The 21,593-nt window shown below is 32.7% G+C and carries 24 protein-coding genes; 11 read left to right on the plus strand and 13 right to left on the minus strand.

Features of this window, described 5'->3' with window-relative positions; all coding sequences use genetic code 11:
• The 3 genes from FPG59_RS06030 to FPG59_RS06040 form a co-directional block, all read right to left on the minus strand.
• Window positions 1–766, minus strand: a 766-nt coding sequence (locus tag FPG59_RS06030) for a phosphoenolpyruvate carboxylase (protein ID WP_140344597.1), incomplete at its 3' end; no start/stop codon positions are given.
• 88 nt (window positions 767–854) lie between these two features.
• Window positions 855–1,334 carry an Lrp/AsnC family transcriptional regulator gene (locus tag FPG59_RS06035; protein WP_072943262.1) on the minus strand — a complete coding sequence of 160 codons (480 nt, stop codon included), beginning with the start codon at window positions 1,332–1,334 and terminating at the stop codon, window positions 855–857.
• Between the two features lie 76 nt (window positions 1,335–1,410).
• Window positions 1,411–2,565 (minus strand): M14 metallopeptidase family protein, encoded by a 1,155-nt coding sequence (locus FPG59_RS06040; protein ID WP_086453724.1) that lies wholly within the window; start codon window positions 2,563–2,565, stop codon window positions 1,411–1,413.
• A gap of 310 nt (window positions 2,566–2,875) precedes the next feature.
• Between FPG59_RS06040 and FPG59_RS06045 the strand changes: the two genes are divergently transcribed.
• Window positions 2,876–3,346, plus strand: coding sequence for a helix-turn-helix transcriptional regulator (locus FPG59_RS06045; RefSeq protein ID WP_086453725.1), 471 nt, complete (start codon window positions 2,876–2,878; stop codon window positions 3,344–3,346).
• A gap of 78 nt (window positions 3,347–3,424) precedes the next feature.
• Here the strand turns inward: FPG59_RS06045 and FPG59_RS06050 are convergent, their stop codons facing one another.
• A complete protein-coding gene (locus FPG59_RS06050) occupies window positions 3,425–3,976 on the minus strand; it encodes a 1-acyl-sn-glycerol-3-phosphate acyltransferase (protein ID WP_086453726.1) in 552 nt (183 codons plus the stop codon).
• Window positions 3,977–4,037: 61 nt separating this feature from the next.
• Between FPG59_RS06050 and FPG59_RS06055 the strand changes: the two genes are divergently transcribed.
• Window positions 4,038–4,703 (plus strand): spermidine synthase, encoded by a 666-nt coding sequence (locus FPG59_RS06055; RefSeq protein ID WP_086453727.1) that lies wholly within the window; start codon window positions 4,038–4,040, stop codon window positions 4,701–4,703.
• Window positions 4,704–4,715: 12 nt separating this feature from the next.
• Here FPG59_RS06055 and kdsB read toward each other — a convergent pair whose 3' ends face one another.
• From kdsB to FPG59_RS06080, 5 genes are all read right to left on the minus strand, one after another.
• A complete protein-coding gene (gene kdsB, locus FPG59_RS06060; protein ID WP_086453728.1) occupies window positions 4,716–5,441 on the minus strand; it encodes a 3-deoxy-manno-octulosonate cytidylyltransferase in 726 nt (241 codons plus the stop codon).
• A gap of 98 nt (window positions 5,442–5,539) precedes the next feature.
• Window positions 5,540–6,370 carry a 4,5-DOPA dioxygenase extradiol gene (gene ygiD, locus FPG59_RS06065; RefSeq protein ID WP_086453729.1) on the minus strand — a complete coding sequence of 277 codons (831 nt, stop codon included), beginning with the start codon at window positions 6,368–6,370 and terminating at the stop codon, window positions 5,540–5,542.
• A 12-nt stretch (window positions 6,371–6,382) separates the two neighbouring features.
• Entirely contained in the window at window positions 6,383–6,778 is a 396-nt protein-coding gene (locus FPG59_RS06070) for a VOC family protein (protein WP_086453730.1), read from the minus strand.
• A gap of 11 nt (window positions 6,779–6,789) precedes the next feature.
• A complete protein-coding gene (locus tag FPG59_RS06075; RefSeq protein ID WP_086453731.1) occupies window positions 6,790–8,211 on the minus strand; it encodes an ATP-dependent RecD-like DNA helicase in 1,422 nt (473 codons plus the stop codon).
• Window positions 8,212–8,363: 152 nt separating this feature from the next.
• Entirely contained in the window at window positions 8,364–8,645 is a 282-nt protein-coding gene (locus FPG59_RS06080) for a hypothetical protein (RefSeq protein WP_086453732.1), read from the minus strand.
• 484 nt (window positions 8,646–9,129) lie between these two features.
• Between FPG59_RS06080 and FPG59_RS06085 the strand changes: the two genes are divergently transcribed.
• From FPG59_RS06085 to FPG59_RS06105, 5 genes are all read left to right on the plus strand, one after another.
• Window positions 9,130–10,710: a bifunctional response regulator/alkaline phosphatase family protein gene (locus tag FPG59_RS06085; RefSeq protein WP_086453733.1), complete on the plus strand. Its 1,581-nt coding sequence runs from the start codon at window positions 9,130–9,132 to the stop codon at window positions 10,708–10,710.
• A gap of 72 nt (window positions 10,711–10,782) precedes the next feature.
• Complete coding sequence (gene tsaE, locus FPG59_RS06090) at window positions 10,783–11,190, plus strand: tRNA (adenosine(37)-N6)-threonylcarbamoyltransferase complex ATPase subunit type 1 TsaE (RefSeq protein ID WP_086453734.1); 408 nt, start codon at window positions 10,783–10,785, stop codon at window positions 11,188–11,190.
• A 6-nt stretch (window positions 11,191–11,196) separates the two neighbouring features.
• Window positions 11,197–11,670, plus strand: coding sequence for a GNAT family N-acetyltransferase (locus FPG59_RS06095; protein WP_086453735.1), 474 nt, complete (start codon window positions 11,197–11,199; stop codon window positions 11,668–11,670).
• An 80-nt stretch (window positions 11,671–11,750) separates the two neighbouring features.
• Entirely contained in the window at window positions 11,751–12,950 is a 1,200-nt protein-coding gene (locus tag FPG59_RS06100; protein ID WP_167496929.1) for an alanine dehydrogenase, read from the plus strand.
• A 35-nt stretch (window positions 12,951–12,985) separates the two neighbouring features.
• Entirely contained in the window at window positions 12,986–13,360 is a 375-nt protein-coding gene (locus FPG59_RS06105; RefSeq protein WP_086453736.1) for a DUF4258 domain-containing protein, read from the plus strand.
• 163 nt (window positions 13,361–13,523) lie between these two features.
• Here FPG59_RS06105 and ung read toward each other — a convergent pair whose 3' ends face one another.
• Window positions 13,524–14,204 carry a uracil-DNA glycosylase gene (ung, locus tag FPG59_RS06110; protein ID WP_086453737.1) on the minus strand — a complete coding sequence of 227 codons (681 nt, stop codon included), beginning with the start codon at window positions 14,202–14,204 and terminating at the stop codon, window positions 13,524–13,526.
• 147 nt (window positions 14,205–14,351) lie between these two features.
• Here ung and FPG59_RS06115 point away from each other — a divergent pair, with 147 nt between their 5' ends.
• Entirely contained in the window at window positions 14,352–16,517 is a 2,166-nt protein-coding gene (locus FPG59_RS06115) for a DNA mismatch repair protein MutS (RefSeq protein ID WP_086453738.1), read from the plus strand.
• A 65-nt stretch (window positions 16,518–16,582) separates the two neighbouring features.
• Window positions 16,583–16,999, plus strand: coding sequence for a thiol-disulfide oxidoreductase DCC family protein (locus tag FPG59_RS06120; protein ID WP_086453739.1), 417 nt, complete (start codon window positions 16,583–16,585; stop codon window positions 16,997–16,999).
• A gap of 126 nt (window positions 17,000–17,125) precedes the next feature.
• Here FPG59_RS06120 and ettA read toward each other — a convergent pair whose 3' ends face one another.
• The 3 genes from ettA to holA all read right to left on the minus strand — a co-directional run bounded on the left by ettA (window position 17,126) and on the right by holA (window position 20,122).
• Entirely contained in the window at window positions 17,126–18,820 is a 1,695-nt protein-coding gene (ettA, locus tag FPG59_RS06125) for an energy-dependent translational throttle protein EttA (protein ID WP_086453740.1), read from the minus strand.
• 54 nt (window positions 18,821–18,874) lie between these two features.
• Entirely contained in the window at window positions 18,875–19,051 is a 177-nt protein-coding gene (locus tag FPG59_RS06130; protein WP_086453741.1) for a CAL67264 family membrane protein, read from the minus strand.
• Window positions 19,052–19,117: 66 nt separating this feature from the next.
• Window positions 19,118–20,122 (minus strand): DNA polymerase III subunit delta, encoded by a 1,005-nt coding sequence (gene holA / locus FPG59_RS06135; RefSeq protein ID WP_086453742.1) that lies wholly within the window; start codon window positions 20,120–20,122, stop codon window positions 19,118–19,120.
• Between the two features lie 94 nt (window positions 20,123–20,216).
• Here holA and FPG59_RS06140 point away from each other — a divergent pair, with 94 nt between their 5' ends.
• Window positions 20,217–20,666, plus strand: coding sequence for a type I restriction enzyme HsdR N-terminal domain-containing protein (locus FPG59_RS06140; RefSeq protein WP_086453743.1), 450 nt, complete (start codon window positions 20,217–20,219; stop codon window positions 20,664–20,666).
• Window positions 20,667–20,680: 14 nt separating this feature from the next.
• A partial coding sequence (locus FPG59_RS06145) for a glycosyltransferase family 2 protein (protein WP_086453744.1) occupies window positions 20,681–21,593 on the plus strand: 913 nt, incomplete at its 3' end.

The following is a 21,593-nucleotide window of genomic DNA, read 5'->3' on the forward strand; positions in this document are numbered from 1 at the left end:
TCTCAGTAGTTACAAATGGATTTCCATCACGGTCTCCTCCTGGCCAAAAGCCTAGTTTTATTAAAGGATTTTTTATAGATAAGGAATTGAAAATGTTTTTTTGTAAGTACTGAACAATCTCTCCAGAGGTTTGATAAAAAACGTTTTCAAGAAACCAAATCAAACTTACTGCTTCATCAAATGGGCTAGGCTTGTCTTTTTGAATAAAAGGAGTTTTTCCTAATTGGGCTAATAATTGTTTAATATCAAGAAGATCATTTTTACGAATGGCTTCGGTTAAATCATTAATTATTCCAAGCACTGCTCCAGGATAAAACTGAGTAGGATGCGCCGTTAAAACCGTTCTAACATTAAAATTCTCTAAAAACTCTACTAATTCTTCTTCATTATCTTTTACATCTGACTTTTCTTTGATATCTCTCAAAGAACCAATACCCTCCATATTATTTACCACAGGGAAAGCAGCATCTTCAATAGCATCAAAAAGCACAATTTGTCGTTCGATGTATTGAATAAAACGAAACATAATATCAATTTTCTCTTGCTCAGAGGCATTGTGTAAGTATCGCTCCGTAAAAAAATCAACAATTTCTTTAGGAGTTTCTTGTTTTTTAAAACCAGTATCACATATATCTGTAAAAAGCGGTAATAACGCTCCTGTATTATCTATAGAGTGAAAAGGCAAAGTAATAAAAACACTATTGTAAATATGGTATTTAGATAAAACATCTTGATTAAAACGTTCTATTTTAGGTAAAGTATACATAGTTTTGAGTGGTTGGTTTAGTTAATTTTTCATAAAAAAACCCCAAGAATAAACTTGAGGTTGTATTTAATTACAGCGCATTCAAGAATTACATGTTTTTGAATATGGTATGCATTAAGCGCTTCTTATCATTGATGCTTTCTTCAAGAGAGATCATAGTTTCTGTACGGTAAACTCCATCAATATCATCAATCATAAAAATAACATCCTTTGCATGTTTAGTGTCTTTAGCTCTTATTTTACAAAAAATATTAAACTTACCAGTAGTTACCGAGGCTACGGTTACAAATGGAATTTCATTAATGCGCTCCAAAACAAATTTTGTTTGAGAAGTGTTGTTCAAAAATACACCTACATATGCTATAAAAGAGTAACCTAATTTATCATAGTCCAATACAAGCGAAGAACCCATTATGATTCCTGCATCCTCCATCTTTTTAACCCTAACATGAACAGTACCCGCTGATATCAATAATTTTTTTGCAATATCTGTAAAAGGTACTCTTGTGTTGTCTATCAACATATCTAAAATTTGGTGATCTACTTCATCTAAACGAAATTTACTCATAACTCTCTAATTAACATTATTAATTGCTTTAACAAAGCATAAAATTATACATAAAAACAATAAAAAGACAAAAATATTAAATATTTATCATTCCATTAACAAATTTTATGTTATTATCTAAATAAAAATCGGCTTTTTGATTCAAAACAGGTAAAAAACCTGTGTTGTCAGAATACTTTGCGCCATTTGCATCATACTCATAATGACCATGATACTTTTCCAATTCATCTATTTTAGAAAAATAAGCATTAAAAAACAGCTGATTATCAACAATTTCTTCTTTATATTGTGCTGCAAAATTCGTTATTTTTTCAATACCATCATAATTTATCTTGACATTTTTATAAATAAAATCATAAAAAACGATTTTATTTTGAGGAATATTCAAATATTTATTGATTCCATTGCTAACTATAACGTTTTCGCTTAACGCTTTAAAACCCAAAACAAAAGCAATAAAGACAAATTTTCTAGAAATTTCTCGATCATAATCATTAGGAAAATGACCGGCTTCAAATAAAAGTGTTGGAACTCCTAAAAACTGAAAAGTATCACCAATACAGTTGATATTAAAAGAATCGTCAAATCTACCTATTCGACCTGGTAAAAACGACTGCATTCCGTCATTAATAGTAGCAATTAAGTTTATTGCTTTTAACCTACATTCATTCACTTCGCGCGCTTCGTTATAAGAAGGAGCCAAAAAAGAAAGTGTAGCAGGAAGTCCACTATCAGCAACTCCAAAAATAGTTCTTTGATCATGTAGGTTAAAACAATAATCGGGTTTAAAATCATCAAAAACTTGTCTTAAAATGTTGCTTTCTGGCTGAGATAAAAGTTGAGAATCTCTATTTAAATCAATACCATTTGCATTTTCTCTAGTGAACGCTTGCGCTCCATCAGGATTTAACATCGGTAAACATAAAAAAGTGATGCTATCTAGCATTTGCGTCGCAAAAAAGTCATCACTCTTTAAAAAAAACAAAAAATCAAGCAATGCTTTTGTAGTTGTACTTTCATTCCCGTGCATTTGTGACCAAAGGAAAATTTTAATTTTACCCTTACCAATTGTATAGGAATAAATAGGTTTATCTAAAACGGACTTACCGATAATTGCCAATTCATCTGAAGTATTCAAATCAGCTAATATGTGCTCAATATGATCAAGCGTTATGTATTTCCCTTTAAGTGATTGTACTAGGTTGTGACTATGTAAAGCTTCTAAATTCATAATTACTATTTAATTTACAAAAGTAAACATCTTTAAAGTTACAATTGTAAACAGACAAAAAACAATTATTTTTAATATTGTAAACACTTTCAGTTCTCAAAAAAGACTTCTATAAGAGATATTTGTAAACAAAAGGATTAACTTTAGTTAAAGATTATTAAAACGCTTATCATTAAGCATTTATATTGTTTTTAAAGTACTGTTACTTTAATACAAATGGTAATTTTAAATTCTTTTTAGACCTAATTTACCATTTATTCACTTATATTTGTTACATTTGTAAATAGATGTAATTTAAATATAATTTACAATGGTAAACATCGAAGATTTTATTAAAAGGTTAGAAATTATATTGGATTATTACGGACTTAATGCCTCTTCTTTTGCAGATAAAATAGGTGTACAACGTTCTAGCTTGTCACACCTCCTATCTGGAAGAAACAAACCAAGTTTGGATTTTATCTTGAAAATTTTAGATGTTTTTCCCGAAGTTGATTTATATTGGATTCTAAACGGGAAAGGAAGTTTTCCTAAATTACAGGAATTTGATGCAAATAACTTAAATGTCATCAAAAATAAAAACAGTTCAAATTTTGGTATCGAAGATAAAAACAATATTCCCGCTGCCGATTTGTTTACTGACTTTATACCTCCTATTCCTAACATAATTTCGGAAATTCCATTTCCAGTAAAAGACCCAACTGATTCAAACCAGGAAGAAATTGAAACAATCATGATTTTTTATAAAAACGGCACCTTTAAACAATATACTCCAAAATAAAAATGCTTCTCTAGAAACTCTAGAAAAGCATTTATTTTTGTGATAATTCAATCTTGTATCAATTTCTAAATTTTAATTTTAGAATTGAATTCCATTTTCGGGTATTTTACCCAACACTCCTTTGTAGTGTTGTTTCAGTATTGTTAAGTCTTCCTCAATATTGCCAGACGGCTTGACCGGTTGTCCTAAATGAACTTGTTTTCTCCCAAAATCAAACGAAACAGGAACAATAGGGACTTTAGCTTTTAAAGCGATATAATAAAATCCCGTTTTTAATTCACTTACCTTTTTACGAGTCCCTTCTGGTGCCACAGCCAATCTAAAAGTATCTTTTTTATCAAATATTGCAGCTATCGAATCCACTTTGTTCAATCCTCCACTCCTATCTAGTGGTTCTCCGCCCATATATCTAAAATAAATTCCAAGTGGAAAACGAAACAACTCTTTTTTACCTACCCAATTCATTTCAAGTCCTGTAATTCCCCTTGTAAAAATGCCAAGATAAAAATCATGCGCACTAGTGTGTGGCATAACCATCATAACACACTTTTTTAAATTAGGATCTATTCCACCTACTATTTTCCAACCCATAAGTTTAAAAAACAAGAATTGGTATACTATTTTTTTCATTAACTAGATTTTGTGACAAAATAAATGATAAAAAACTTATTTTTGGTTAAAACCGTTAGTAATGATCAAAAAAATATTAAGTTATTTAAGTCCCGTTAAAATTTTTGAGACAAAATCAAGCATTAGCCAGTCAATTGAAGTTACTTGGGCGAACGGAGAATTGGTTTTAGATTCAAAAAATGCGAACTACTCTTATGGTAGTTTACAGCGTATTTTAAGACTCGGATTGAAAAGTATTGGTTTTGAAAAAATAGTAAAAATGGAACGCATCTTAATTCTAGGTGTTGCCGGAGGAAGCGTTATTAAAACATTAGTTGACGAAGTAAAATTTAAAGGTAAACTAACTGGAGTTGAGATAGATCCCGAAATTATTCAAATTGCAAATACCTATTTCAAATTGAATGAAGTTGAAAATCTGGAAATTATAATCGACGACGCTTTTGAATTTGTGTTAAAAACTAAAGAAAAATACGATTTAATAATCATTGATATATTTCAAGACACGACCATGCCTAATTTTTTATTTGAAACTTTTTTCACCAATAGACTTTGTTACCTCCTTAAATCAAAAGGTTTTATTCTATTCAACACCATGATTTTGAACGATGATCAGAATAATAGAAATAAAAAATATATTACCGATTTTGTCCATCCGCAATTTAAAATTAGAACTATTCCCCGAATAGAAATTCACAACGAACTCATTGTAATTGAAAAATTAGACTAGTAACTTCTTATTTTAAAGCATTTTTCGTGCTTTTTCAAGATCTTCTGCAGTATCAATTCCAATTCCTACATGTGTGGTCTCGACCATTTTGATTCGTTTGCCAAACTCCAAATAGCGCAATTGCTCTAGTTTTTCGGATGCTTCCAAAGATTGCATTGGTAAACTATAAAAATCCAACAAAGCTTGTTTTCTAAAAGCATAAATACCAATATGCTGCATGTATCGAACACCAACATTTTGTTCTCGCGGATACGGAATTACAGATCGGGAGAAGTACAAAGCAAATCCGTTTTGATCCACTACAATCTTAACATTATTCGGATTATTGATATCTTCTTGATTAGTAATTTCGCGCATTAACGAAGCTAAATCTACTTTTTTATCCAAATCGTTTTTAAAAACTTCAATGACTTTGGCAAGCGGTTCGGCATCAATAAAGGGTTCGTCACCTTGTACATTAATCACAATATCAACATCGAGATTTTCGACTGCTTCGGCAATTCGATCGCTACCGGATTCATGTTCTTTGATGCTTCGGATAGCTTTTCCACCATTAGAAATAATTTCGTCATAAATTAAATCGGAATCTGTCACTACAAATACATCATCAAACAATTGCGTGTTTATGGCTGCTTGATAGGTTCTTAGGATTACGGTTTTTCCTCCAAGATCTTGCATTAATTTTGCTGGAAATCGTGTAGAGGCATAACGTGCTGGAATGACTGCTATTATTTTCATGTGAGTTCAAAAGTTTGAGTTCAAAAATACATCATTGCAACCAAGGATGAAATTATTTTCGTGCTATTTTAGAGTTGGTTTTGATTGGTTTGCCAATGCTACATTATTTTCACCGAAGTCATACTTAAGGATCCTCCTAGTAACTTATCATTGAACAAACTGAGTTCTTCTTGTTTTCCTTTTAAACCCAAAGTATAAATCAAAGGCAAATAATGTTCTGGAGTAGGAATCGCTAATTGTAATGCTTGGCTTTGTTTTTCAAAATCAATAAGCGGTTTGAAATTTCCGTCTAATAAATGTGCATTGATAATTTCACGAGCTTCAATTGCCCAATCGTAACCATAATTATCTTTATCTAAATTGGGGAAATCGACTAATCTCAAATTATGAATAATGTTACCGCTACCAACAATTAAAATTCCTTTGGTACGTAAAGCACTTAATTTTTGTGCCAAATCAAAATGATATTGCGCTGGTTTTGTATAATCAATACTTAGCTGAATTACAGGAACATTGGCATAGGGATATAAATGTTTAATAACACTCCAAGCACCATGATCCAATCCCCAATGTTCATCGAGTTCAACCGCTATCGGCGTCAATAATTGTTTAGTTTCTACTGCTAATTCTGGACTACCTTTTGCAGGATATTGCACGTCAAATAACGCTTGCGGAAAACCTCCAAAATCATGAATTGTTCGCGGCATTTCCATTGCTGTAACCTTGGTGCCGTTGGTATACCAATGCGCCGAAATACACAAAATAGCGTTCGGTTGTGGTAAGGATTTGGCTAAATTCCGAAATCCTGTTACAAACTGATTTTCTTCAATGGCATTCATGGGACTGCCATGACCAAGAAACAAAACTGGCATTTTTTCGGTGTTTGAAAAAGAGCCTGAAATTTTATGTAAATCGTTTAAAGTATCCATTTTTCTCTCTTTTTAGTTGGCAGTTCGTTCAATTAAATCCCATAAATTACCAAAATCATCCGCAAAAACGGCTACTTTTCCGTAGCTTTCAGTTACAGGTTCTCTAACAATTGTAATGTTGTGCTGGAGTAAGTTGCGATAATCTCTCTCAAAATCGTCTGTTTCTAAAAATAAAAATACACGACCACCAGATTGATTGCCAATGCTGTCTTTTTGAATTTGATTGCTGGCTTTCGCTAAAAGCAAACTAAAGCCAGAACTTCCTTTTGGCGATACTAAAACCCATCGTTTCTCTGGATTCAAAACGGTATTTTCGATTAAATCAAAGTTTAATTTTTTGGTAAAAAAAGCGATGGCACGGTCGTAATCCGGGACCAGTAAGGCAATATGTGCAATTCGTTGTTTCATACTTTTTGAATTTACTCTACAAAACTATCATCTTTAAAACCAATTAAATACAATTTATTTTTGGCACGTGTCATCGCGGTGTATAACCATCTAATGTAATCACGGTTAATTCCATCTGGCAAAAAAGGTTGCTCTATAAAAACCGTATTCCACTGCCCTCCTTGTGATTTATGACAAGTAATGGCATAAGAGAATTTTACCTGCAAGCCATTAAAATATTCATTCGCTTTTACTTTTTGGAATTGTTTGAATTTGGTTTCGCCCTCGTAATCCTTCAAAACTTCTTGATAAAGTCGGTTTGATTCTTCGTACGTAAGCGAAGGAGATTCGCTTTTGATGGTGTCCAAAAGCAAAACAGTTTCAATTGGTTTTTGATCTGGATAATCCACCATTCTTATTTTTACTTTGGCAAATTTGAAGCTGTACAACTCCTTGATGCTAAAAATTTCGAGCACCTCGATAATATCACCATTGGCGATAAAACCTGCCTGGTCAGAATCCTTTAGCCAAAAATAATTGTTCTTCACCACCATTAAAAAATCCCCCGTAGAAAGCTCACTTTCTTTGTCCAGAATCTTGGTTCGAATTTGTTCGTTGTATTGATTGGCTCTTTTATTAGAGCGCACAATAAAAGCGGTATCTTCGATGCTATAATTACTGTAAGCAGAATTTATGGCGTCTTGAATATCGTAGCCGTCTGTCAAACGCACAATGTCTTTGAATTTTTTGAGATCGAATTTAAAATCAGTGATAAAAGATTCTTTGAGTACTTCGCGCAATTCTGTGGCGTTGAATAAAATTCCTGAATTTTCTTCTTGACGCATTACTTCGTCTAGCTCAATATGTTCAACTTCCTTATCGTAATTCATACCAAGCGTTCGAATATCAAGCGCTGGGCTGATATCCAAATTCACCGGAGGCAACTGAGCCGTATCTCCTAATAAAATCATTTTGCAATTCGTACCTGAGTATACGTATGAAATCAAGTCATCTAATAAAGAGCCGTTTTCATACAACTTAGAATCTGAATTCGTATCCGAAATCATCGAGGCTTCATCGACGATGAAAATGGTGTTTTTATGTTTGTTGGGTTGTAAGGTAAAAGATACGCCACCACCAGAAGATTTTTTAGGAAAATAAATTTTTTTGTGAATGGTAAAAGCAGGTTTGTCAGAATAATTAGCAATAACTTTGGCTGCACGACCCGTTGGGGCCAGTAAAACATATTTTTTATTAATGTCTATTAAGCTGTTAACAATGGTAGAGATTACAGTGGTTTTTCCTGTTCCTGCATATCCTTTTAATACAAAAATGGTCTTATTCTCTATTTCAGTCAAAAAAATGGCAATTTTTTGAAAAAAAACATCTTGTTTGTAAGTGGGCTGAAATGGAAATTTTCTCTGTAAAAGACTGTAAAACAAGGAGGAATTCATAGGAGTTTTGTTGGCATAAATGAGTATCAAAGGTACGTATTAACTATCATTTACGCTACAACAACTTTTTACAAATTGATTGAAACGCGAAACAAAATTGATAGCATCTTTTTTTAAATTTTAAAAATTTTGTTTCGCATAGCTTCTTGGTTTTAAAATAATTTATGAATTCTGTGAATTGGGATCATAACACCTTGTTTCAAAATAATATTTTTATCCGTTACAGCCCAAACAGTGGTATCAACTACTTTTTTTGACTCAACATCTTCAAAAAATATTTTGATCTTGGAATGTTCCAGGTTTCCTAATGATAACGCTCTGTTGACTTCGCTAATTCTCATTTTTATTTGGTCATTATCTTCTAAAACATCGGTATTAGGGAATTTAAGTGCAGCAATGGCTTCTTTGTCGATAGTTATAAAATCTTCGGTCATGATAGTACTGTTTTAATTAACAATTAGTTAGGGTGATATTTAATGTTTTTGAAAATAATATTATTTGTTCTTACAATTTACTAAACAAAGTGTACAATTAACGTGCTTGTAGTCCTAATTTTTTATTAAATTTTAGGCTAAAAATCTTTATTTTTACAATATAATTAACTAATAAAGGTGTCTACATATTGTCTTTAAACAATTTTAATTCAAATATGTCATATAGTAGTTTAATGAGCGTTAAGGATGGAAGCGGCATACTTTACTTTTTTTCTTTAAAAAAGCAAAGATATAGTGTACAGCCTGACCTGACGAAGTTTACGAAGGAAAGGTAACGCCCTATTTGTAGTTTTAAATTTTTAAATAGTTTTTTGGGGAACAAATATTTTAAAGTAAAAATTATAATAAAATTAGCACGCTTGACACTTTAAATAATGTAATTTGGCACAAAAATTTAGAGTAATACGCACCAATTGCATACCATATGGATAAGATAAAAATACTTTGGGTTGATGATGAAATTAACCTTTTGAAACCACATATATTATTTCTAGAAAAGAAAAATTACGAGGTTACCACCTGTAACAATGGCTTAGATGCGATTGCTATATTTGAAGAAAACAATTTTGACATTGTTTTTTTGGATGAAAACATGCCCGGAATGAGCGGATTGGAAACACTTTCAGAAATGAAAGAAAAGAAATCAGCAATTCCTATGATCATGATTACAAAAAGTGAGGAAGAGTATATTATGGAGGAGGCGATTGGGTCTAAAATTGCAGATTATTTAATCAAACCCGTAAATCCAAACCAAATTTTACTGAGTTTAAAGAAAAACTTAGATCATTCGCGATTGATTTCTCAAAAAACAACACTCGATTATCAAAAAGAGTTTCGCAAAATAGCAATGGAAATGGGGATGGTGAATTCCTTTGAAGATTGGATCGAATTGTATAAAAAATTGATTTTTTGGGAGCTCGAGTTAGAAAATATCGACGATCAAGGGATGATTCAAATTTTAGAATCTCAAAAAGTAGAAGCTAATTCGCAATTTGGTAAATTTATCGAACGAAATTATGAAGATTGGTTTGCACCGATGCCTAAAAAAGTCGCAAGTGTTACCGATGCTGACCGACCAATACAATCGCATACTTTGTTTAAAGAATTGGTTTTGCCAGAATTAAAGAAAAAAGACAAGCCTATTTTATTTGTAGTGATTGACAACTTGCGCTACGACCAATGGAAAACCTTTGAAACGGTGGTAGGCAATTATTATAAATTAGAAAAAGAGGTTCCCTACTACTCTATTTTACCAACTGCCACGCAGTATGCAAGGAACGCAATCTTCTCGGGTTTAACGCCGTTAGATATGGAAAAACAGTTTCCACAATATTGGAAAAACGATCCTGAAGAAGGTGGTAAAAACTTATTTGAAGCTGAATTTTTGACCGCACAAATCAAGCGATTAGGGCTTACTATTAAAGAAGATTATTTTAAAATTACGAGTCTTGCTGGTGGTAAAAAATTAGCTGAAAGTTTCAAAGCTTTAAAAGACAATGATTTAGTCACCATTGTTTATAATTTTGTGGATATGCTATCGCATGCCAAAACAGAAATGGACGTGGTGAAAGAATTAGCATCTGATGATAAAGCCTATCGCTCTTTAACATTAAGTTGGTTTAAAAATTCGCCTTTGCTAGAAATTATTCAACAGGCACAAAAAATGGGCTTCAAATTAATTATCACTACAGACCACGGTACTATAAATGTAAAAAACCCATCAAAGGTTGTGGGCGATAAAAATACGAGTCTTAATCTGAGATATAAAACAGGCAGAAGTCTTACGTACGAATACAAAGATGTATATGCAGTGAAAGATCCAAAAAATATTGGCTTACCTGCAATTAATATGAGTAGTTCGTTTATTTTTGCAAAAAGTGATTTGTTTTTGGCTTATGTCAACAATTACAATCACTATGTGAGTTATTATAAAAACACGTATCAACACGGAGGAATTTCTCTGGAAGAAATGATTATTCCGTTTTTAGTTTTTAATCCGAAGTAAAAAAACAATCAGTCTCAGTTTTCAGTCTAAGACCAAAAACTTAAATTGTCAACTTTAAATAATTTTATCAGAATGGATATCCTTTTTTCTATAGATCAGCTTGAAGAAGTAGCACAACAAATTATTGCCCAAAACCCGAATAAAGTCATACTTTTTCACGGTGAAATGGGTGTTGGAAAAACTACTTTGATTAAGCAACTTTGTATATCATTAGGCGTACAAGGCGCCACAAGTAGTCCAACTTTTTCTTTAGTTAACGAATACGAAGCATCTCAAAATCAACTGGTTTATCATTTTGATTTTTATAGAGTAAACATAGAAGAGGAAGCTCTTGATATGGGTGTTGATGAATACTTGTACTCTGGGCATTGGTGTTTTATAGAATGGGCTGAAAAGATTGAAAACTTAATTCCTGATACACACTCTGTAATTCATATCGATGCTTTAGCAGATGGAACTAGAAAGTTAACTTTGAGATAAAAAAGTATGATACAAGAAAACTTGGTTACCATAATTCCTTTTTCGGATGATTTGGCAGCGCCAATAAAGGATTTAAATCTCGAATGGTTGCAGAAATATTTTAAGGTAGAACCTAAAGATGAAATTGTACTTTCGGACCCTAAAAAAGAAATTATTGACAAAGGAGGAATGATTTTTTATGCCAAGTACAACGATGCAATAATTGGAACCGTTTCTTTAATTAAAATAGATAACAGTTGTTTTGAATTGAGTAAAATGGCGGTAACAGATGGATTTCAAGGACTAGGAGTAGGGAAAAAATTGATTCTACACTGTTTTGCTATTGCAAAAGAAAAAGAAATAGAAAAAATCATTTTATACTCCAACAGAAAATTGAAATCAGCAATTCACTTGTATGAAAAGTTTGGCTTTGCTGAAATTCCACTCGAATCAGGAATTTACGAAAGAGCCGATATCAAAATGGAAAAAATAATAGCTTAAATTTGAGTTTTAATTTACTAAAATGTTGTGCTTTAATTAGCAAAATTTACGTAAATTGGTCGCTTAATTCATCATAAAAAATGTCAATTACTACTACGCCATTCACCAAACAGCAGCTTTTACCACAAGAAGAAAAGCTAGAGATTGCTAGACATAAAAGTGAACTTTTTATTGGTATTCCAAAAGAAACTAGTTTTCAAGAACGACGTATTTGCCTTACACCTGATGCCGTAAACTCATTGACTTTTCAAGGACATCGCGTGATGATTGAAGCTGGCGCTGGACTTAGTTCAAGTTACACGGACAAAGAATACAGCAATGCTGGTGCCGAAATAACAAGTGATACCAAAAAAGTTTTTGGATGTCCCATGATTTTAAAAGTGGAACCTGCCACACTTAGTGAAATTGAAATGATGAATCCGCAAACGATTATAATTTCGGCCATTCAACTAAAAACGAGAACAAAAGCCTATTTTGAAGCTTTATCCAAAAAGAAAATCATTGCATTAGCTTTTGAATATATTAAAGATGAGGATGGTACCTATCCTGCAGTAAAATCATTAAGTGAAATTGCTGGTACGGCCTCTATTCTAATTGCTGCCGAATTAATGATCACTAATGACCTAGGAAAAGGATTATTATTTGGTAATATTACAGGAGTTCCTCCTACTGATGTTGTAATTTTAGGAGCTGGAACTGTGGGCGAATTTGCCGCAAAAACAGCTATAGGCCTTGGAGCTAGTGTCAAAGTTTTTGACAATTCTATCACTAAATTGCGAAGATTACAAAACAATTTAAATCAACGCATTTTTACTTCAACCATTCAACCAAAAGCACTTTTAAAAGCGTTAAGACGTTGTGATGTTGCCATTGGCGCCATGAAAGGAAAAGACAGGTGTCCTGTAGTAGTATCAGAAACAATGGTAGAACACATGAAAAATGGTGCCGTAATTGTTGATGTCAGTATTGATACTGGAGGTTGTTTTGAAACTTCAGAAGTAACCTCACATGAAAAACCTACCTTTATAAAGAGTAATGTGTTGCATTACTGCGTACCTAACATTCCGTCTCGTTACTCAAAAACGGCTTCCTTGTCCATTAGTAATATTATTTCACCCTACTTAATGAAAATTGCCGAAGATGGCGGCATTGAACGCGCCATTCGTTGTGATAAAGGCTTAAAAAATGGAGTTTATATGTACCACGGTATCCACACCAATAGCGCCATTGCAGACTGGTTTGACCTGCCTCATAGTGATATAAATTTAATAGTTTTTTAAGAAATTTTTCAAGTACCTTTGCACAAAAATATTTTATGAAATTTTTTCAGCGTTTTGCTTATTATTTAGTTGGTTTAGTGATCGGACTTTTTTTTGTAGCCCTTGTTTTCAGTGGGAAAGACACTCGTTGTAACTATTTTCCAAATGCCAGAGTCTTAAATGACTTGAGAAACAAACCTTTCTATTACTCTGATAAAGCATCTACAATATTGGCGCAAAAATGGATTGATACTGCTGATATAAAAAACTCTTTGCAATATGGTGATGTTGATTTTGACAACAGTAACCTAATTGTAAAAAAAGGAAAAATGTACACCATTGAAGGCAAAACAATCAAAAATCAAGAGGTTGTTTTAAAAATCATCAATTACAGTGACAAAGCTGTACTAGAAGATATTATCAAAAAATAATTTTCAGAGATTAATCATTTTTTGGGCGTGCCCCTACGCAAAAGCTTCGGGTCCTGCTGTCCTTTCCCGCTTTTCTAGTCGGGCAAAAAAGCCCGCCTAAAAAGAGCTCCACTACCATCAGTCACGCAAAACAACCTAAAAACATCAAGCATCTTGACTCAGACTAATTATCGGTATTCCAAACGATAGCTTTTTTATTATTCGCTACTAGATAATCATTCACTTGACTAAAATGTTTATTGCCAAACCATTTCCCTTGATTTGCACTCAATGGTGATGGATGACCCGATGTTAAAACTAAGTGTTTGTTCCGGTCTATTTTTACTCCTTTTTTTTGAGCAAAACTGCCCCAAAGTACAAATACAATCCCTTCTTTTTTAGAATTAATGAACTCAATTACTGCATCAGTAAACTGACTCCATTTTAAATGCTTATGACTATTAGGACTATCTTGTCTCACTGTTAAAGTAGCATTGAGCAGCAAAACTCCTTGTTGAGCCCACGACTGTAAGTTACCTGATGTAGGCAAAAAAACAGTTCCCAAATCGTCACTCATTTCTCTGAAAATATTTCTTAATGATGGCGGTATACGAACCCCATCAGCCACCGAAAAACATAGACCATTAGCCTCGCCCACTCCATGATAAGGATCTTGACCAATAATCACCACTTTAACAGCATCAAAAGAACATTGGTTAAAAGCATCAAAAATCAATTCTTTAGGAGGAAAACAAGTATGTTGTTCGTATTCTAATGCCACATGGCGCATCAATTCCTCAAAGTATGGTGAAGTTATTTCTTCTTTTAAAATTTCTTTCCAGGAAGGGTTTAAATCGTATTTCATTTGATTTCATTAAAAAGACAAAGATACTTTGAATTCCATGAAATCTAGCTCTGTAAAACGCTATAAACATTATTTAATTCTTTGTGAAAGTCTGTTAAATAGTCTTAACTATTAGCTATTTTTGTAGTTCAAAAGACTGAACCATAAATGATCTCCATTACCGAAAAAACATTACAAGATTTACAATTTCCAACTGTACTAGAAACAATATCTTCTATTTGCAATACTGATATTGGAAAAGAAAAAGCACTTGAAATAACTCCTTTTAAAGACAAAGAAACTTTGATGCAAGCTTTATTGCAAACCTCAGAGTATGTATCGTCTTTTCAAAATAACAATGCCATCCCAAATCATGGTTTTGAAGCCATCTCACACGAAATCAAATTTCTTGCTATTGAAGATAGTTTTCTTGAAGTAGGTAGTTTTAGAAAAATTGCAAGCCTTTCGAGTACCGTAAATTTTTTATTGCAATTTTTAAAAAAATTCGAAGACTATTATCCAAACTTAAATCTTAGAGCTAATCAAGTAGAATTGACCAAAGACATTATCACTATGATTGACGATGTGGTTGATAAATACGGCGAAATAAAAGACAATGCTTCTCCAGATTTATTGAATATCCGTAGGAGTATGAATGCGGTGCGCGGAAAAGTAAATCAGAGTTTTGGAACAGCACTAACGCACTATAATTCGTTGGGTTATCTGGATGATATTAGAGAGAGTTTTGTACAAAACAGAAGAGTGTTGGCTGTTCTGGCCATGTACCGCCGTAAGGTAAAAGGTTCTATCATGGGAAGTTCAAAAACGGGTAGTATTGCGTATATTGAACCCGAAGCAACTTTGCAATATTCCAGAGAATTGAGCAATCTAGAATATGAAGAAAAAGAGGAAATAACCCGAATTCTAAAACTTTTATCCAATCAAATCAGACCTTTTTTGCCTTTATTGATTGAATATCAAGATTTCTTAAGTGACATCGATGTTATTGCTGCAAAAGCCAAATATGCCAATAAAATAAACGGAATTCTACCAACGATTACTGAAGATCGCAGATTGTATTTTCGAGATGCTTTTCATCCTATTTTGTATTTAAATAACAAACAAAAAAACGAAATAACGCATCCACAAACCATTGAGTTAGGACAAGAAAATAGAATTATTGTCATTTCAGGACCTAATGCTGGTGGAAAAACCATCTCGTTAAAAACAGTTGGTTTATTACAATTGATGTTGCAATCTGGCATGTTGATTCCCGTACACGAGCGCAGTGAAACCTTCTTATTTGACAGAATCCTTACTGATATTGGAGATAATCAATCTATTGAAAATCATTTAAGTACATATAGTTATCGATTAAAAAACATGAATTACTTTCTGAAAAAATGCAACAGAAAAACTATGTTTTTAATTGATGAATTTGGAACTGGATCTGATCCTGAATTAGGAGGCGCTTTGGCTGAAATTTTCTTGGAGGAATTTTACCATCGAGAAGCTTTTGGTATTATCACAACCCATTATTCAAACTTGAAAATTCTTGCTAATGAATTGCCTTTTGCAACGAATGCCAACATGCTTTTTGACGAAAAAACACTTGAACCATTGTATAAATTAGTGCTCGGTCAGGCAGGAAGTTCCTTTACATTTGAGGTTGCACTCAAAAACGGAATTCCTTTTAGCTTGATTAATCGCGCCAAAAAGAAAATTGAAGTTGGTAAAGTACGATTTGATAAAACCATTGCCACCTTACAAAAGGAACGCTCTAAGCTTGAAAAAACGTCGCAAACGCTAAAAGAAGAAGAAAGCAAAGCACGTGAAGAGGGCAAAAAAATGGAAAATATCAATGTAAAAATCAAGCAAAAACTAGAAAGTTACCAAGAGTTATATGATAGCAATCAAAAGACTATTTATATTGGACAAAAGATTGAAGACATTTCTGAAAAATATTTCAACAACAAAAATAAGAAAGAACTACTGGGTGAGTTTTTGAAAATTATTGAAATTGAAAATTCTAAGCGTAAAAAAGCAACTGCTAAAGAAACAAAAGCGCAGATTGAAAAAAAGAAAGAAGTCATCCAAGAAGTAACCGTTCAGGTGGAAGAAATTCGAAAGGAAAAGAAAGAGAAAAAACAAAAAGTAGTTGTTGAAAAGCCAAAACCAGTTTTAAAAGTGGGTGATAGAGTTCGTATGTTTGATGGAAAAGCCATTGGAACAATTGACAGTATCGAAAAAAATAAAGCCACAGTCAATTATGGTGTTTTTACTTCAAAAGCAAGTTTAGATGTTTTAGAATTTGTTGAGGCAGGAAAAAAGTAAATGCGGAACAATACAATAATTGTTCTATAATTTTTTATTAATCTAATTTAAACTGATTGTTCAACATGCAGGACCTTCCAAAAAATAAGAAAATAATACTCTTTGATGGTGTTTGCAATTTGTGTGATACTTCAGTACAACTTATTATAAAGCATGACACAAAGGATATTTTTAGGTTTGTAGCTTTACAATCTGCTTTAGGGCAAGAAATAATTAATTATCTAGGAATTGACCGAAGTAAAACTGACAGTATCATTTTGTACGAGCCAAACATGGCCTATTTTTATAAATCTAAAGCAGCTTTTGAAATTGCAAAGGATTTGAATGGTGTTTTTAATTTGGCCATTCTTTTTTCTATTTTTCCAGTTAGACTAACCGATTTAATTTATGATTATATTGCAAAAAACAGATACAAATGGTACGGTAAAAAAGAAAGTTGTATGATGCCGACAGAGGGGCTTAAATCAAAATTTTTAAATTAAAATTTTACCTAGTATTTGTCAAATTTTAAATAAGTTACTTTACATTGTTTAATTAATTACATAAAGACTTATTACAATAGAAAAGGCTGTCTAAATAGACAGCCTTTTCAATAAAATAGGAAGAAATTAGTTGCGAATTAATTTTCTATATTTTAAACGTTTTGGAGTTAAATCACCACCTAAACGTTTCTTTTTATTTTCTTCGTATTCAGTAAAACCTCCTTCGAAATAATACACTTCAGAGTCGCCTTCAAAAGCTAAAATGTGGGTACAAATTCTATCTAAGAACCATCTATCGTGCGAAATTACCACAGCACAACCAGCAAAATTCTCTAAACCTTCTTCTAATGCTCTTAACGTGTTTACGTCCAAATCATTGGTTGGCTCATCCAGTAAAAGTACATTTCCTTCTTCCTTTAAAGTCATGGCCAAGTGCAAACGGTTGCGTTCTCCACCTGAAAGCATCGAAACTTTTTTGTTTTGTTCGCCACCACCAAAATTGAAACGAGACAAATATGCTCTAGAATTTACTTGTTTTCCACCCATCATGATTAATTCCTGACCATCAGCGAAATTTTCCCAGATGGATTTATTTGGGTCTATATTCGAATGCGATTGATCTACGTATGCAATTTTTACAGTTTCACCAACAGAAAAAGAACCACTATCTGTAGCTTGCTCACCCATTATCATTTTAAAAATAGTAGACTTACCAGCTCCGTTTGGCCCAATAATCCCAACGATTCCGGCTTGTGGCAACGTAAAGTTTAGATTGTCATACAATAATTTCTCTCCAAAAGCTTTAGCTACATTTTTAGCTTCAATAACATTAGTTCCTAAACGTGGACCATTTGGAATGTAAATTTCCAAGTTTTCGTCCAATTGTTTTTGATCTTCATTTAACAATTTATCGTAGTTCTGTAAACGTGCTTTTTGTTTGGTTTGACGGCCTTTGGCGCCTTGACGAACCCAATCCAACTCACGCTCTAAGTTTTTTCTGCGTTTTGAAGCTACTTTTTCTTCAAGAGCCATTCTGCTAGATTTTTGATCTAACCAAGACGAATAATTCCCTTTCCACGGAATACCTTCTCCTCTGTCTAACTCTAGAATCCATCCTGCTACATTATCAAGGAAATATCTATCGTGAGTTACAGCAATTACTGTTCCTGAATATTGTGCTAAATGCTGCTCTAACCAAAGAACGCTCTCAGCATCCAAGTGGTTAGTAGGCTCATCTAAAAGCAAAACGTCTGGTTGTTGCAACAACAAACGACACAAAGCCACACGACGACGCTCACCTCCAGAAAGATTTTTAATTGGAGTATCACCATCAGGAGTACGCAAGGCATCCATAGCGATTTCTAATTTAGTGTCAATTTCCCAAGCTCCCAACGCGTCAATTTTATCTTGCAAAGCCGCTTGACGATCCATCAATTTGTCCATTTTATCTGGGTCAGAATAGTTTTCTTCAAGTCCAAACAAATCGTTGATTTGATTGTATTCTGCTAAAACAGCCATGGTTTCTGCTGCACCTTCTTGAACTATTTCTAAAACGGTTTTAGAATCATCTAATATTGGTTCTTGCTCTAAGTATCCTACCGTATAACCCGGTTGAAAAACAACATCTCCTTGATAATTTTTATCAACACCTGCAATAATTTTTAAAAGTGATGATTTTCCAGAACCATTAAGTCCTAATATACCTATTTTGGCACCATAAAAGAAACTCAAGTAAATATTTTTAAGTACTGGTTTATCTGCACCTTGGTAGGTTTTACTCAATTTTTGCATTGAGAATATTACTTTTTTATCGTCTGACATAATTTATGTTTTACAGTTATCTTTTTATTTATTTTTCTCTTTGTGTTTGTATTTTTACAACCTGCCTTTGAGTGAACTAAACACCCAAGCATTTGCTAAAAATCCAATTCCTACTGCTGCAAATCCCCATCCAGCAACATCATCATATCGAAACGCGCCCAGAGCAATAAGCAATAATCCCATTAAAATCATAATGAGAGTTGCCCAACCTAAGATTGTATTTTTATTCATGTTACTTACTTTATTTATAAATGTTTTGTCACAATTTGAGTTGCAAATATCGGAATTTTTATAATTTTAATTGAATATTTTAAAAAGCATCTCTCGTAATAAATCCGATTGTGAAATTGCATTTGCACCAACTCCTTTACTTTTCACGTCAATATCTCGAAGTGCTCCAACTATTTGGCTCACTTTTTTCATAGGATAATTTTTCAAAGCAACATCATATTCTTTCATAAAAAATGGGTTCACACCTATTACGGCTGCCACATTTTTTGGGTTTTTATCCTTTAAACCATGATATTTTAAAAGCTGTATAAAAAAACCAAATATTAAACTCGTGGTCACCACCATGGGGTTTTCCTTTGGGTTTTGAGCAAAGTTTTCAGCTATTTTATACGCTTTCAACTGATTGCGCTCTCCAAGTGCTTTTCTAAGTTCAAAAACATTATAATCTTTACTAAAACCTATATTATCCTCAATATGTTGAGGAGTTATTGTACTCCCAACGGGTAAAATAATTTGCAACTTTTCTAATTCATTGTTTATTTTACTCAAATCAGTACCTAAAAACTCTACAAGCATTGCTGTAGCTTTAGGCTCTATCATGTATTTTTTACCAGAAAGTACACGCTTAATCCAATCTCCTACTTGGTTTTCATATAATTTTTTACTCTCGAAAACCAATCCGTTTTTCGCAATAAGTTTGGTTACTTTTTTTCGTTTGTCAACAGTTTTGTATTTATAACACAATACTAAAACGGTTGAAAGCATTGGATTATCGGCATAAGCTTCAAATTTATCAAACGTTCGATTTAAATCTTGAGCTTCTTTTACAATTACAACTTGACGGTCCGCCATCATAGGATATCGTTTTGCAGTAGCAATTACATCCTCAACTGTTACATCTCGTCCGTATAAAACAGTTTGATTGAATCCTTTTTCTTCATCAGACAATACTTTTTCTTCAATAAAATCTGAGAGTTTGTCAATATAATAAGACTCCTCACCCATTAAAAGGTAAATGGGTTTTATAGAACCACTTTTAATATCATTTACAATTTTTATGACTTCGTCCATTTCAATTTAATTCAAGTTTTAATAAGCAAAGTATCTTTTTATCAGAATGGATCTTTAAACTTTACTTTTTAAACTTATTTAATACTTTTGCACCATGCAAATTCTCAATTTTCCACACTACACTTTTCGGTTCAAAAATAGCGAAAATAAAACAGCTATTTTTGATGTTATTCGTAAAAAATTTATAATTCTTACACCTGAGGAATGGGTAAGGCAGCATGTAGTTCGGTTTTTATTGGAACAAAAAGAATACCCCCTTTCTTTAATAAATGTTGAAAAAGTTTTAAAAGTCAATGGCTTACGCAAAAGGTACGATATTGTTGTTTACAATTCTGATGGTACAATCAATATCCTTGTAGAATGCAAAGCCCCTCAAATTAAAATAGCACAAGTCACATTTGACCAAATAGCCCAATACAATATGACATTACAAGCTAACTTTTTGATGGTAACCAATGGATTGAATCACTACTTTTGCCAAATGGATTTTGAAAATGAAAAATATCAATTTCTGAAAGATTTACCCAATTACGGGATACTTTAGCACATAATTACACCATGAAAATAGCCGTTGTTATCCTTAATTGGAATGGAACCAAATTATTAGAACAATTTTTACCCTCAGTAGTACAATTTTCAAAAGAAGCTACTATCTATGTTGCAGATAATGCTTCTACAGATACCTCAATTGCTTTTTTAAAACAAAATTATCCTGAGGTTGTGATTATTCAAAATTCTGATAATTTTGGGTTTGCGAAAGGCTATAACGAAGCACTTCAACAGGTGAATGCCGATGTGTATGCGCTAATCAATTCTGATATTGAAGTAACCGAAAACTGGTTGCAACCAATCCTTGAAACATTCGAAAAAGATACAAATACTGCCATTATCCAACCCAAAATACTAGATTATAAAAGAAAAGATTATTTTGAGTACGCTGGTGCTGCGGGTGGATTTATTGATAAGTATGGCTATCCTTTTTGCCGTGGAAGGTTATTTGAAACTCTAGAAAAAGATTTAGGTCAATATAATGATCACACATCTATTTTTTGGGCTTCAGGTGCATGTTTCTTCATTAGAAGCGAAGTATATAAGGAACTAAAGGGCTTTGATGGAGATTTCTTTGCTCATCAAGAGGAAATAGATTTATGTTGGCGTGCTTTCAATAAAGGATATGGCATACAATATTGTTCTCAATCTGTTGTATATCATGTAGGTGGTGCAACATTACAACAAGGAAACCCCTTAAAAACATTTTTGAATTTTAGAAACTCCTTATTGATGTTAACGAAGAACTTACCTAAAAATCAATTGTTTCCTATTCTATTTACAAGAATGATACTTGACGGAATTGCTGGAGTTCAATTTCTAACTCAAGGAAAAGGAAAACATTTTTTAGCCATACTTAAAGCTCACGCCGCGTTTTATACCCTTTTTAGAAAAAATTTTGCAAAACGAGATACTGTACAAG

This window comes from Flavobacterium sp. FPG59 (genome assembly GCF_002150205.1).
Lineage (GTDB): Bacteria > Bacteroidota > Bacteroidia > Flavobacteriales > Flavobacteriaceae > Flavobacterium.

Bases quoted from the DNA above. Each gene is read 5' to 3' on its own strand.
- FPG59_RS06035 (WP_072943262.1), bottom strand. From the start codon at position 1,334: ATGAGTAAATTTCGTTTAGATGAAGTAGATCACCAAATTTTAGATATG.
- FPG59_RS06040 (WP_086453724.1), bottom strand. From the start codon at position 2,565: ATGAATTTAGAAGCTTTACATAGTCACAACCTAGTACAATCACTTAAA.
- FPG59_RS06045 (WP_086453725.1), top strand. From the start codon at position 2,876: ATGGTAAACATCGAAGATTTTATTAAAAGGTTAGAAATTATATTGGAT.
- FPG59_RS06050 (WP_086453726.1), bottom strand. From the start codon at position 3,976: ATGAAAAAAATAGTATACCAATTCTTGTTTTTTAAACTTATGGGTTGG.
- FPG59_RS06055 (WP_086453727.1), top strand. From the start codon at position 4,038: ATGATCAAAAAAATATTAAGTTATTTAAGTCCCGTTAAAATTTTTGAG.
- kdsB (WP_086453728.1), bottom strand. From the start codon at position 5,441: ATGAAAATAATAGCAGTCATTCCAGCACGTTATGCCTCTACACGATTT.
- ygiD (WP_086453729.1), bottom strand. From the start codon at position 6,370: ATGGATACTTTAAACGATTTACATAAAATTTCAGGCTCTTTTTCAAAC.
- FPG59_RS06070 (WP_086453730.1), bottom strand. From the start codon at position 6,778: ATGAAACAACGAATTGCACATATTGCCTTACTGGTCCCGGATTACGAC.
- FPG59_RS06075 (WP_086453731.1), bottom strand. From the start codon at position 8,211: ATGAATTCCTCCTTGTTTTACAGTCTTTTACAGAGAAAATTTCCATTT.
- FPG59_RS06080 (WP_086453732.1), bottom strand. From the start codon at position 8,645: ATGACCGAAGATTTTATAACTATCGACAAAGAAGCCATTGCTGCACTT.
- FPG59_RS06085 (WP_086453733.1), top strand. From the start codon at position 9,130: ATGGATAAGATAAAAATACTTTGGGTTGATGATGAAATTAACCTTTTG.
- tsaE (WP_086453734.1), top strand. From the start codon at position 10,783: ATGGATATCCTTTTTTCTATAGATCAGCTTGAAGAAGTAGCACAACAA.
- FPG59_RS06095 (WP_086453735.1), top strand. From the start codon at position 11,197: ATGATACAAGAAAACTTGGTTACCATAATTCCTTTTTCGGATGATTTG.
- FPG59_RS06100 (WP_167496929.1), top strand. From the start codon at position 11,751: ATGTCAATTACTACTACGCCATTCACCAAACAGCAGCTTTTACCACAA.
- FPG59_RS06105 (WP_086453736.1), top strand. From the start codon at position 12,986: ATGAAATTTTTTCAGCGTTTTGCTTATTATTTAGTTGGTTTAGTGATC.
- ung (WP_086453737.1), bottom strand. From the start codon at position 14,204: ATGAAATACGATTTAAACCCTTCCTGGAAAGAAATTTTAAAAGAAGAA.
- FPG59_RS06115 (WP_086453738.1), top strand. From the start codon at position 14,352: ATGATCTCCATTACCGAAAAAACATTACAAGATTTACAATTTCCAACT.
- FPG59_RS06120 (WP_086453739.1), top strand. From the start codon at position 16,583: ATGCAGGACCTTCCAAAAAATAAGAAAATAATACTCTTTGATGGTGTT.
- ettA (WP_086453740.1), bottom strand. From the start codon at position 18,820: ATGTCAGACGATAAAAAAGTAATATTCTCAATGCAAAAATTGAGTAAA.
- FPG59_RS06130 (WP_086453741.1), bottom strand. From the start codon at position 19,051: ATGAATAAAAATACAATCTTAGGTTGGGCAACTCTCATTATGATTTTA.
- holA (WP_086453742.1), bottom strand. From the start codon at position 20,122: ATGGACGAAGTCATAAAAATTGTAAATGATATTAAAAGTGGTTCTATA.
- FPG59_RS06140 (WP_086453743.1), top strand. From the start codon at position 20,217: ATGCAAATTCTCAATTTTCCACACTACACTTTTCGGTTCAAAAATAGC.